Below are 12,676 nucleotides of genomic sequence, written 5' to 3'. Positions count from 1 at the left end.
TCCGTTCGACTTGCATGTGTTAGGCACGCCGCCAGCGTTCGTCCTGAGCCAGGATCAAACTCTCCAAAAAAAGTTATCTCACTTCAATGAAGAAGATGATTCGCTCATGATTTCTTTTGAAACTCTTTCGAGTCTCTCTCATTGGCTGTCCTTGTTGTTTAGTTTTCAAAGACCATCATTTTCTATCGCCCGTTTGGGCCGGATTCACATCTTAGCATTTTCAACTTACGTTGTCAATACCTAAGTTGTCATTACCTTAGCTGACAAGTCTAAGCATTCAATCTTCTACTTGTTAACTATTACCCATCTTCGTGGCGCTCAGTTATAATACCATTTTCATTGTATGCTGTCAACTGTTTTTGATCAATTATTTGGCAACAATAATGTTTCTTCATTAAAGTTATTGAGGTTGCGAGTCTGACAATGGTTGACCTATTGATCTAAATAGTTATCTGTGTTTTGGAACGCTGATTTAAAGTTGTCATCATGGATTATTTGCTCGATCATAGCTTGTTTTTCATCTTTTGTGTACTCGTAAAAGATTGGATTAAGATCCCATTCGTTTTCTGAAGGATAATAACGCAGATTTGCCCTTACTGTTTTTTCTGTCATATTATTCTTAAAGACTAGAGTTAAGGCGTAATTGTCAAAGTTATATTCCTTATCAAATCCAGACCCGTCAACTATAACTTCAGTAATCTCCATTTTTATATACCTCCCACTTAAGCTCTCTTTAATCATATTATGTTGCTTCATTCACTTCATTATTCAATCATAATTTATTCGAGCTTGCTGCAGGAGGTAAAATTGATTATCTGCTCTATATTATTCCGACTGTGTAATCACTCAGTAAAACAGGGATCCATTGCGTTCCGGCTTTTACCCGGGACTCTGTTTTAACGTTTTTCACCTCAAGTTTAGTTACGATTCCGCTGAGTTGTATAACGTTTAATATGTCATCATCTTTAACTTGCATGACGCCAATAATAAAACCCGTACCAACAGGGTCAACCTTGCCAATGGCAATCCCCTTTCCTGCACGGCCTTGGGGTTTGTATTCTTCTAAGTATGTCCGTTTTAAGAATCCTCGTTGAGTAACCGTCACTAAATCTCCGAGAGGATCTTCATCCGAATTAGTTAACATCAAGGCGTCAACAATCCAATCTTCATTCCCTAAAGTCATTCCTTTAACACCGCGTGATTTTCGGCCCATGGTATTGATTTCCGTTTCTTGGAAACGAATCGCTTGTCCTTTATATGTAGCCAAGAATAATTCGCCCTTGCCATCGCTGAGGAACACTTTAACAATAACATCTTCATCTTTAAGCCCCATGGCCTCCGAAGAGCGAGCACTTATAAAATCACTCACCGGACTCCGCATAACCTGTCCATCCTTGGTAACAAAAACAAAGCATAACTCTTCTGATGCATCTTTAAGGGGAAGGGTAGAAACTACATTTTCTCCTATTGGCAATGTGAATAGGTTGGTCAGCGGTCCCCCTTTGTCTTTATTCTTTGCTTCAGGGACTGTTTTTGCATTAATAGTGTAAAACTTACCTGTTTGGGTGAAAAAATATAAAATATCCTTGTTAGTACAGGTTATCCTCTCTTTTAAAATATCTCCATCCTTAAACGAACAAACAAGGGAGTTATCTTTCTTGTTTCTCGTTTGGAGTGGAATCCGTTTAATAAATCCATTGGTTGTAAGCATGACTTGAAACAAACTTTCAGGTTCTTCAAAAGAACTTAGGTCCATCTGATCCCTCATTTCCTCAGGCAAAATGAAAGTACGACGATCATCTCCGTATTTATCAGCAATGTCTTTAAGTTCTTTTTTAATAATCTCATATACTTTGTTAACATCCGCTAAGATACTTTCTAAATATGCAATAAGTTTTAAAGCCTCTGCATGTTCTTTTATAATTCCATCTAATTCAAAGTTCGTCAAATGTTGAAGCTTCATGTCTAAAATGGCTTGAGCTTGAATCTCAGACAGTTCGAAACGGGTAATAAGTGAAGCCTTAGCTAATGAAGGGGTTTTACTGGCACGAATAAGGGCAATCACTTCGTCCAGGTTATTGATAGCAATAACTAAGCCTTCCAGGATGTGAGCTTTTAAACGAGCCTTCTCCAAATCAAATTCTGTACGTTTTGTAACAACGATAGTTCGATGTTTAATAAAAGCCGCATTAATCTCTTTTAAACCTAGAACCTTCGGAGTGCCTTCTGCTGTAATAACTAAGTTAATGATTCCAAATGTATCTTCCAGTTGAGTGTGTTTATAAAGAAGTCGTAAGATTCTCAGTGGATCGGCCTCTTTGCGACATTCGACAACAAGCCGAATTCCCTCTCGGTCCGACTCATCCCTGACCTCACTAATTCCCTCTATCTTACCTATATCTGCCAGCGTTTCAATCTTGGCAGCCAGTGTTGATTTATTAACTTGATATGGAATCTCGGTAATTAGGATTGAGCTTTTGCCGTTTTTACTTTGCTCAATCATTGCTTTACCACGCATCGTCACTTTTCCGCGACCTGTTTTATAGGCATTAACAATGCCCTCAGTGCCGATAATCAGTCCACCAGTTGGGAAATCCGGACCACTTACCTTTTCCATGAGTTCATCGACCGTGACTTGCGGGTTATCTATTTGATGTATCACGCCTGCAATGACTTCTCGCAAATTATGGGGAGGTATATTAGACATCATACCAACAGCAATCCCTGATCCCCCGTTTACTAAAAGGTTAGGGAAAGGGCTTGGCAGTACAACAGGTTCTTTGAGTCTTTGATCATAATTTTCTTTAAAAAGAACCGTGTTTTTCTCTATATCTTGAGTCATAAGCTGGGATAGATGCGTCATTCTCATTTCCGTGTAACGCATAGCAGCTGCATTGTCCCCATCAATTGAACCAAAATTCCCCTGACCATCTACCATAGGGTATCGGGTTGCCCAAGGTTGTGCCATGCGAACTGCAGATTCATAAATTGACGAGTCACCATGAGGGTGGTATTTCCCCATACAGTCCCCCACTAGTCGGGCTGACTTACTATAGGGTTTATCAGTGTGCATTCCAATTTCGTCCATGGAAAATAGGATTCTGCGATGAACCGGTTTGAGTCCGTCCCTGACATCCGGAACAGCTCGCTGTAAAATAACGTGTTTGGAATAGCCTAAAAAGGCTTCTGGTAAGACGTCCTCAAGCGGACGCTGAATGATATTGTCTTCTGTTATACTCATTGGGTACTCCCCCTAAAACTCTACATATCATCGTCAGTAAAAACGATATTTTCCATCATGAATTCACGCCTTGGTTCAACTTGCTCACTCATCAGAATTCTAAGCTTACGCTCCGCTTCTAGAGTATCGTCTATCGTCACCTGAATCATGCGCCTATTAACTGGATTCAGGGTTGTTTCCCAAAGCTGTTCAGGATTCATTTCGCCAAGTCCTTTATAACGTGATATCTTCGCTGTTTTTCCCAGTTCCTTTAGTTCTTTTTTTAATTCATTGTCATCAAAAGCATAACGGATAATCTTGCCTCGTTCCTTCTCCACTTTATATAAGGGAGATTGCGCGATAAAGACCCTTCCACCTAGAATCAGCGGTTTCATATATCTATAGAAGAAAGTCAACAACAGGCAACGAATATGCGCACCATCGATGTCAGCATCAGTCATAATACATACACGTGCATAATTACCCTTCTCTAAATCAAATTCTTTGCCGATTCCCGCGCCAACCGCGGTGATGATGCTCCTGATTTCTTCGTTTTCTAAAACCTTGTCTATCTTAGCCCGATAAGTGTTAATGACTTTTCCTCTCAGAGGAAGGATGGCCTGAAACCGTCGATCACGTCCCATTTTAGCCGACCCTCCGGCACTGTCTCCCTCGACTAGGAAAAGTTCATTACGGGCTTTGTCCTTCCCGCTGCAGGCAGCAAGTTTACCACTTAGTGCCTTAACCTCAGCATCTCGAGCTTTCTTCTTAAGTTCCTTAGCTTTCTTCGCCGCCAGTCTTATAAGGCAGGTTGTTAAAGTGCGATTGATAACGTCTTTAGCTATTGAAGAGTTATTCTCAAAGAACTGGCTGATCCCCTCATTGGTTAGTGACTGCACAATCCCCTCAATTTCCATGTTAGAAAGTTTGGTCTTGGTCTGTCCCTCAAATTGAGGGTCTTTAACTTTGAGGGACAGTACACAAGTTAAACCATCTTTCAGGTCATCCCCAATAAGATTTTCATCTTTCTTAAAGAGATTGTTTTTACGTGCATAATTATTAAAAACTTTAGTTAACGCCGTTCGGAAGCCTGACTCATGAGTTCCTCCCTCATCGGTAGGGATATTGTTAACATAAGAATGCAGAGATTCATCATCTCCGTCATTATATTGGATTGCGCATTCCACAATTACATCATCTTTTTCTCCATTAAAATAGATGGCCTTCTTATGTACTGGGGAGAAGCTTGATTCTTTAATCAAATGTTCCACAAAGCCAATGACTCCATTTTTAGAAGAAAAGGTTTCTGATCTTGTTTCTCCACGCTGATCATTCAGAATAATAGTTAGTCCGCTGTTGAGAAAAGAGAGTTCCATTAAACGACTTCTTAGTGTGTCATATTTGAAAACAGTTGTTTCTTTGAAAATAAGTGGATCAGGTTTAAACGTAACAGTTGTTCCGGTGCCTTGGATATTTTTCCCTACTTTATGTAAATCCGACTTCAATTGACCCCCATTGACATACTCAACACGATATAGTTTTCCGTTCCGTTTTATGTCTACGGTGACATAAATACAAAGGGCATTGACCACGCTTGCTCCGACGCCATGTAATCCTCCGGAAGTTTTGTAGGTTTCTCCATTAAATTTCCCTCCGGCATGCAGAGTTTCAAAAGCCAACCGCACAGCCGCAATTTTCTTATCAGGATGTATGTCAACCGGAATTCCGCGTCCATTATCCTCGATGGTTATTGATCCATCTATATTAATAGTAACTGCGATACGATCACAAAAACCTGCCCCAGCCTCATCAATCGCGTTGTCAATGATTTCATAAGCCAGATGGTGAAGCCCTCTGCTTCCCGTGGAACCGATATACATGCCAGGACGTTTTCGGACTGCCTCCAGTCCTTCTAAGACCTGGATAGATTCTGCATTATATTGCTTTGCTGACAAGAACGGTTCACATCCTTAAAGATATTAATTCGATACTGTAATAGCTGCTAAATTTGTAATACCCATCAGTGAATGATTAATATACAGTTTAACAATAAATTAAGTATTATCACGGATAGTATAAATGATTATCCGCCAACAAGTACATTATCACTTGCTTGTCCTTCTTGTCTAGATATAGTTTATTTCAAACTAAAAGCCATCCCTTTCGAGATGACAAATATTGAATTGTTTTTTTATTCTCTCCCTACTTTGAATGGCCTTTTCTCTATCATCACTTCATTCATTATACCATAAGTATTTTATTTAGGAATTTACACACGTAAATGTAAAATCATATACTCACCACTAGATTTTAAACACCTAAACATTATAATTTTGACCTTTTATTCGATGATTTCCAAGATATCGAACTTCTCAAGTGCCAAAATTAAAATTGAATTAAGAGGGTTACACTTAGAACTTTGAGAAAAAAATGAAGAGAACGCATAGCATACCAAAATCTAAAGCGTTCTCTTCCTATCTACTTTACAATCATAACCGGACATTCCGCTTTGCTTAATATTCGTTGGCTAACGCTCCCCAGCATAGATCCTGCAATCGGTCCGTATCCGCGGTTTCCCATAACAACAAGGTCAATTTGTTCGCTCTTGACCTCTTCCAGAATGGCGTTTGCTGTATGCCCAGGTTTTTGCTTCTTCTCAAGCTTAACTGTTCCAATATCAATTCCGGCAAGAGTTGCCGCTAAAGCCTCATTCCCATAAATACTGATTTCTTCCTGGGGTACTGGAATTCCGTTTGAAAGTGTATACCCCAAAGCCTCTGGTGTATACACCACATGAAGGAGGAGAATACGAGAATCAAACTTCTTCGCTAAATCTAAGGCTAATATTAAAGCACGTTTAGCAGCTTCGGAAGCATCAGTTGGCACTAAAATATTTTCAAACATATATTATCCTCCGTTCAATAGTCCTTAAATATTTAAAGCTTCAGCTTTCGACTGAGGGCCCAAACAGGACTCTAACTTCAGTACATTCTACGCTCGATCATTAATATCGAGTTAGTACCAATACCTGGGGTAGTTCCTATTGGGAGACAAGTTATTGACAAGAAGTCCGATTATTACCAGTATTACGGCGCCAGCCATAATCGGCGTCAAAATATAGCTCGGTTGGGCTTGACTCAAGATGGCGAATAATGCCGTTGCCCCCCCTGGTGGATGAGTTGTCTTTGTAATAAGCATGATGAGCAATGCCAGTGCTGTGCCTAAGGCAGGTGTCCACCAAGTTAACCCAAACATCAGAAACGTTGCAACGCCCGCTACAGCTGAAAGAGTATGTCCGAAGATAACATTACGGGGTTGGGCCATTGGAGCATCAGGAACACCATAAATTAGAACAGCGGATGCTCCAAACGATGCCACAACAGAAAGGTTATACTTTTGAGCAAAAAATGCTATTGCTATTATCCCAAGAAAAGCACCTAGACATGTAATGATTACATCTAAAGGCGGCGGAGACACAAGGGGAGTTGTCCTTTTGTAGCCTTTCATTTTGCATATGTACCTTATCAGCAGGGATTGTATTTTAGGTATTAAGACATGCTTATTTCTTGGTTCATCCGGATCTGCGTTTTTTTCCAACTTTCTCAATTCATCCATTTTGACTCAACTCCCCGCTTAAATAAATATACCTAATAATAACTCGGTGTCAGTCGGGAAGCTGTGAACAGTATCACACTTTATATTCTTGTACGACCTTAAATTAAGAAGATACTTTACTTTCGCGAATAATTTACGTTATAATTTTGTAGAACAAAATGAAATTTTGACATTTAAGATATGATATTATGAAATAATTAACGGAGGTAATAGTTTGACGAATAAGACATTCGACCATTTAATTCATTGGCGTGACTTTAAACTTAAGGTTTTTTTTGAAGGAATAATTATTGGACTTTTTTCCGGCCTAATAATTGTAGCTTTTAGATACTGTTTAGAACGCGCAGAGTCATTAAGAGAATCTATTTACAACTCAGCAAATATGTACAGTGTCAAGATTATCCTCTTAATTCTTGGACTTGGTCTTATTGCATTCTTATTGAATCTAATTGTCAAGAATGAGCCTCTTGTAAGCGGTAGCGGTATTCCACAAGTCAAAGGCGTTTTAACAGGTCATCTAAAAATGAAATGGTTAAAAGTTCTTTTGCTTAAGTTCGTCGGCGGTATAATTGCCATTGGCGCTGGTTTATCTTTAGGACGTGAAGGGCCTTCTGTACAAATAGGAGCTACAGTAGGTCAAGGCGTAAGTCGAATTTTAGGTCGTTTAAAAATTGAGGAAAAGTTCTTAATAACCAGCGGAGCAAGTGCGGGTCTGGCGGCTGCCTTCAACGCACCTCTATCTGGTGTTATTTTTGCAATGGAAGAACTTAATAAAAACTTTTCCCCAGCTATTTTAATGTCTACCGTTGCAGCCTCCCTTTCGGCAGACTTTATTACGAAACTTTTCTATGGGTCATCTTCAGCCTTTGATTTTCCTGAAATTCCGATTTTACCCGTTAACTACTACTTTTACTTAATTGGACTAGGTTTGATAATTGGCTTGTTCGGTGGTCTTTTCAACCGCTCATTAATGAAAACCCTCGAATATAAGGATAAATTAGTTGGTATTCCCAACACAATAATAATCGCAATTCCTCTATTGATCGCCGGATTATTGGGATTTATTTTACCTGAAGTGCTTGGTGGAGGTAATCAGTTAATAGACTCTTTAAACCAAAATTATTTTCCCATAAGCTTCCTGGTCCTTTTAGTATTAGTAAAGTTCTTTTTCACATTAATCAGCTATGGTTCAGGGGTTCCAGGGGGGATATTTTTACCCATCTTAGTGATCGGCGCATTAACAGGAAATATATATAACGATCTGATCGTAAATCTTTTCCACGTTAGCTCACATTACAGTAATAATTTTATTATCTTCGCTATGGCTGCCTACTTTACAGCCGTTGTAAAAGCGCCCATCACCGGAAGTATACTTATTACAGAAATGACCGGCTCCTTTAGTCACTTATGGGCGCTCATAACTGTTTCTACTGTGGCTTATCTTGCCAGTGACTTATTAAAAACCAAGCCAATTTATGAGGCACTTTATGATCGAATTTTAATGCAAAAACAAAGCCCCATAGACCAAAAAGATACTATGATCCTTATCGAGACTGTCGTTTGTTTAGGGTCTGAAATTAGCGGTAAAAGTGTTAAATATATTATTTGGCCTAAACATTGTTTGTTAGTAAATATTAAACGAGGGGATCAAGAAATAATTCCCCTGGGAGATACGAAGATTTATGCGGGAGACCATATCTTCGCCCTAGTCAACAAGAACCATGCAACGGAAATTGAGCAATCCTTTTGTTCGCTTGCTATGGAATTAAATAATTTGCCTCAATAAATATCTCTAACCATAATTCATTTTAGACTTCTCATCAGTTATACTTTTATCCTCCGTACTTGATCTTATACTTTCGCTGTTTTCGAAATACCCTGGATACAAAGTCATAATAGGCCTGTCTACGTCTGATAAACCGTAGACAGGCTTTCGTTATTGTTCTCGTTCATATCCCAGTCCCCCTGCACCGGAAACTCAAATGAAAAACAAGCCTGTTTCCGTGTGATGGAAACAGGCTTGTTTAGAGCAACTTCTATTCTATACTTTAATAATGAAGAAGTTCTTCTTTTTATCGGCCTTTCTCTAAAGCCATTCTTTTAAATTTTTCCCTGACGTTTTCCGGGGGTACTGACAACACTGATCGGCGAGACATGGTCAGCAATTCGCTTGGACAAGCAGCAGAACACGCTCCACAACCAATACAGACCTCACTATTCAAAACCGGTATTTCACTTCCACCCTCTCTGTCTGACATAGTAATTGCATGGATTTGGCACTTTTCAGCGCAAATACCACAGCCGATGCAACTGTCTAATTCTAGGAGAGGCATGAAGTTACTAGGATGGGTGGCAAAGACTTGTTGTTCATTGATGCCGCGGAGAACTTTGCAACAACAACCACAACAGTTACAAATGTAGGTCGGTTTATTCAGCACGTTATCACACAGATGAACTAAACCCAGTTCCTGCGTTTGCTTAAGTACCTTCAACAGGTCATCGACAGATGCTGGCTTTCCTAGACCTTTGCGTATTATCCATTCGGCTGCACCTCCAAGGGACATACAGACTTCTGTTGGTGCATCACAGGCTGTACCAAGATGAGATGCCTCATGTCGACAAGCGCATATGCTGATAGCACCACCACCGGATTGCCGGATAATTTCTGTAGCCTTCTCATAGTCTAAGACTTCAGTCTCTACTGCCAAAGGTATGACATTTTCATAAATCAGGGTTCTCATGACTTTGGTATCCATACCGGCAATTTCTTTCATCACACCTGGGCTGTGAAAGTAGGTTTCAAATAACTCTGCCAGCTCTTTTAAGTTAACCTTATCCCCCGTCCTCATAAAAGTGTATTCAAAAAAACCAACTAACATCGGGGCTAACATATAATAGAAGGTATCCTTACGTGGAATGTCCAATACCAACCCTTTGTCCGACATTCCATCCAGTATTACTTTCAATTCTGATTCTTCAATGCCGGAAAGAGACGAGATCTTGCTCAAAGGCATCGGTATGGACGAGAATTTGCTGCCCACTAAAGCTTCGCTTTCCGTATAAAGACGATGGAGAATTTCCATGAGATGTTCGTTGATTGGCGCTCCTTCCGGAGTCTTACTTAAGCGTTCGGCTAGTGCAAAGTATATCTCTTCTTTAGCGTTAATAATATGGCCCAAGCTTTATATCCCCCTCCTTTTAACTACTTGATCCCCTCAGCATAAGCCTCATGGATAGCATCGAGGACTTTGCGCGGTTTTGCCGCATCTCCGATAATGCTTAAATTCTCTAACTTACCTTGCAGATTATTGTAGAGTTCATTCTGAGAACAGGAACCTATAGCTAAAACGACGGTGTCCGCCGGAATTACTTTTTGAGTACTGTCACCGGTGCTTTCCACTAACACTCCATCCGCACGTATTTCGAGCACAGTATGATTGTCCAAACAATTGACCTTGTGGCGTTTTAAATCTGCCAACATAGACCAGCGGGTACTAGCACCGATATCTCGTCCAATTCCTTTCACCATCTCTAAAACTGTAATCTTTTTACTTCCTTGTGTCAATAAGCTATAGAGTTCTTGATCTGTTTCTGCGTGTTGCAACATGAGAAAACGTAAAGTTTCACTATTCAGTGTGCCAGCTTCTGCCAGAAGCAGAGCAGTATCCACCCCAACAGCTCCACCGCCAACAATTATAACGTTCTGCCCCGTTTTTTCACGACCTAATAATACATCCCAAGCCTGAAGTACCCTTACTCCTTCTTCTCTTTTGATAGACGGAGTAATGGGTCGGGCTCCGGTAGCAATAACTACCCTGTTAAACCCTTCGTTCTGTACAGCGGTCAGAATCATATCTGAGGTAGCCTTAACATTATACTTAATTGCTACTCCAAGTTTCTGGCAAGCACTGGCCAAGTAATTTGCTAAGTAACCGAAGTCTTGTCGGTCCGGAGGAGCTGCAGCTAGGGCTAATTGTCCCCCCGTCTGTCCACTCTCTTCCCAAATAGTTACCTTATGACCCCCAAGTGTTGCGACTCGTGCAAACTCCATTCCTGCGCATCCAGCCCCAATGACTAGAACTTTCTGAGTTTGAGCAGATTGAGGGATTTGACCTAGTTCGAACTCTCGTCCGGCTTCAGCATTTACTAAACAGCTGACTGGTTTCAGGCGAAATATATTGTCTAAGCACCCTTGATTACACCCTATACAAGGACGAATGCTATCTGTCTCTCCAGTCATGGCTTTATTTGGCAGTTCGGGATCCGCTAGCAACGGTCGGGCCATACCGACAAAATCTGCCAGTCCCTCTTCTAAAATGTTCTCAGCCAATTCAGGCGTGTTTATCCGATTACACGCTATTACAGGAATAGAAACCGCCTGTTTAATGCCATGAGCGAGGTAAGCATAAGCTCCAGGGGGAACATTCATGGTAATTTGAGGAACTTGAGTTTCATGCCATCCCCCAGTTACATTAATTGCATTAACTCCAACCTTTTCGAGAGCTTGGCAAAAGGCACGTGATTCTGTATTCGTGTTGCTGCCTGGAACAAAGTCATTCCCAGCAACCCTAACAATGATAGGAAAGTCAGGTCCGACCGCTTTACGAATTGCCTCTACAACCTCGAGTCCAAAGGTCATCCTAGCTTCAAGGTCTCCACCATAACGATCTGTACGTTTATTAGTAACAGGAGAAAGAAATTGGGATATAAGATAGCCGGCACTCGCTATAATCTCCACACCGTCAAATCCTGCTGTTTGGGCCCTTTTTGCAGCGTTGCTAAAGGAATCTATCACTTCTTTAATCTTTTCCTCGGTAAGCTCTTCAGGAGTCTGCCCTGTTAATTTAGAAGGGATTGGAGAAGGAGCCACGGATGGCTTACCTGTAAGGGCAGAATGTGTATATCGCCCGGCTTGATAAAGCTGAGGCACAATTTTTGCACCCTCAGCGTGTACCGCATCAACTAATTGACGCAATCCCGGAATGTAACGGTCATCATCAATTTGAGTCATTCCAAATGCATTTCCAATCCTGTCGATACCGCACCCGCCAACTATAATTAAGCCAACCCCGCCACGAGCTCGCGCTCGATAAAACTCGATTAGCTGGTCATTAACCTCTCCTTTAGGACTATATCCTAAATGCATAGGTGTCATCACCAGACGGTTGCGAAGTTGGAGTGTGCCTATCTTAGCGGGAGAAAAAAGAATTGACATTATAAAGTCCTCCTCTTAATTAATATTTCTTTAACAAAAATTTAATTATACCTAAACAAATGGTTGAATATTCTAACAGTTAATATTAAAAAAATTTATTCCTGGGATAGTTTTTCAAGTACTCTTTCAAACGTCGCGTACTCTTCTTCCGAAAAACGTTCTTTGATTTCCTGATTAAGCTTTTCCGCCAGACAGGTTATCTCGACAATACTCTGGTTAGCCTTTTTAGTTAGAAAGACCAAGAGTGAACGCCTGTCTTCTGGGTCGTCTCTCCTCTCGAGTAAATCCTGCCGTTCTAACCTGTCAAGAATGGAGGTAAGAGTCGAGCCATCCATCTCTAGGCTTTTAGCAAGGTCTTTAAACTTGACTCCATCATTTTCCCACACTGCGCTAAGTACATAGAATTGAGCAGGAGTAATACCGTATTGTGAAAAGCTGCTTTCGTAATAACGATGGACCTTTCTCATCACCCTGCTGAGTTTGTAGCAGACATACTTTGACGGCCTGCTGCTGTTAGTCTTAATCTCGTTCACTAATTACACCTCAATATTGTTGGTAAGACATTTATTTGTATATCATTAATTGTATACAAACGATTCATGAGTAAATTATATCTCAGTTTCTTT

Annotated in this window: 9 protein-coding genes and 1 rRNA gene; 1 reads left to right on the top strand and 9 read right to left on the bottom strand. The window is 40.6% G+C overall.

Going from position 1 to position 12,676, the window contains the following annotated elements:
* From M8E35_RS16575 to M8E35_RS16550, 6 genes are all read right to left on the bottom strand, one after another.
* Positions 1-70: ribosomal RNA gene (locus M8E35_RS16575) — 16S ribosomal RNA — on the bottom strand; the annotation flags it as partial.
* Between the two features lie 362 nt (positions 71-432).
* Entirely contained in the window at positions 433-705 is a 273-nt protein-coding gene (locus M8E35_RS16570; protein WP_252470335.1) for a hypothetical protein, read from the bottom strand.
* Between the two features lie 115 nt (positions 706-820).
* Positions 821-3,241 (bottom strand): DNA gyrase subunit A, encoded by a 2,421-nt coding sequence (gene gyrA, locus M8E35_RS16565; protein ID WP_252470334.1) that lies wholly within the window; start codon positions 3,239-3,241, stop codon positions 821-823.
* Between the two features lie 20 nt (positions 3,242-3,261).
* Positions 3,262-5,175, bottom strand: coding sequence for a DNA gyrase/topoisomerase IV subunit B (locus tag M8E35_RS16560; protein ID WP_252470333.1), 1,914 nt, complete (start codon positions 5,173-5,175; stop codon positions 3,262-3,264).
* 523 nt (positions 5,176-5,698) lie between these two features.
* On the bottom strand, positions 5,699-6,124 hold the full coding sequence (locus tag M8E35_RS16555) for a universal stress protein (RefSeq protein WP_252470332.1): 426 nt from the start codon (positions 6,122-6,124) through the stop codon (positions 5,699-5,701).
* 111 nt (positions 6,125-6,235) lie between these two features.
* Positions 6,236-6,835, bottom strand: a complete 600-nt coding sequence (locus M8E35_RS16550) for an HPP family protein (RefSeq protein ID WP_252470331.1) — start codon at positions 6,833-6,835, stop codon at positions 6,236-6,238.
* A 214-nt stretch (positions 6,836-7,049) separates the two neighbouring features.
* Between M8E35_RS16550 and M8E35_RS16545 the strand changes: the two genes are divergently transcribed.
* A complete protein-coding gene (locus M8E35_RS16545) occupies positions 7,050-8,621 on the top strand; it encodes a ClC family H(+)/Cl(-) exchange transporter (protein ID WP_252470330.1) in 1,572 nt (523 codons plus the stop codon).
* Between the two features lie 286 nt (positions 8,622-8,907).
* Here M8E35_RS16545 and M8E35_RS16540 read toward each other — a convergent pair whose 3' ends face one another.
* The 3 genes from M8E35_RS16540 to M8E35_RS16530 all read right to left on the bottom strand — a co-directional run bounded on the left by M8E35_RS16540 (position 8,908) and on the right by M8E35_RS16530 (position 12,583).
* Positions 8,908-10,014: a 4Fe-4S dicluster domain-containing protein gene (locus tag M8E35_RS16540; RefSeq protein WP_252470329.1), complete on the bottom strand. Its 1,107-nt coding sequence runs from the start codon at positions 10,012-10,014 to the stop codon at positions 8,908-8,910.
* A gap of 23 nt (positions 10,015-10,037) precedes the next feature.
* The gene (locus M8E35_RS16535) at positions 10,038-12,050 is read right to left on the bottom strand and encodes an oxidoreductase (RefSeq protein WP_252470328.1); all 2,013 of its coding nucleotides are present in this window, start codon (positions 12,048-12,050) and stop codon (positions 10,038-10,040) included.
* A 95-nt stretch (positions 12,051-12,145) separates the two neighbouring features.
* Positions 12,146-12,583, bottom strand: coding sequence for a MarR family winged helix-turn-helix transcriptional regulator (locus M8E35_RS16530; RefSeq protein WP_252470327.1), 438 nt, complete (start codon positions 12,581-12,583; stop codon positions 12,146-12,148).
* Positions 12,584-12,676 lie beyond the last annotated feature (93 nt).

The sequence above is a fragment of the Desulfosporosinus nitroreducens genome (genome assembly GCF_023897015.1).
Taxonomy (GTDB): Bacteria; Bacillota; Desulfitobacteriia; order Desulfitobacteriales; family Desulfitobacteriaceae; genus Desulfosporosinus; species Desulfosporosinus nitroreducens.
Note: the sequence above shows the minus strand (reverse complement) of the source record. Positions and strands in the feature narration are given on the sequence as shown.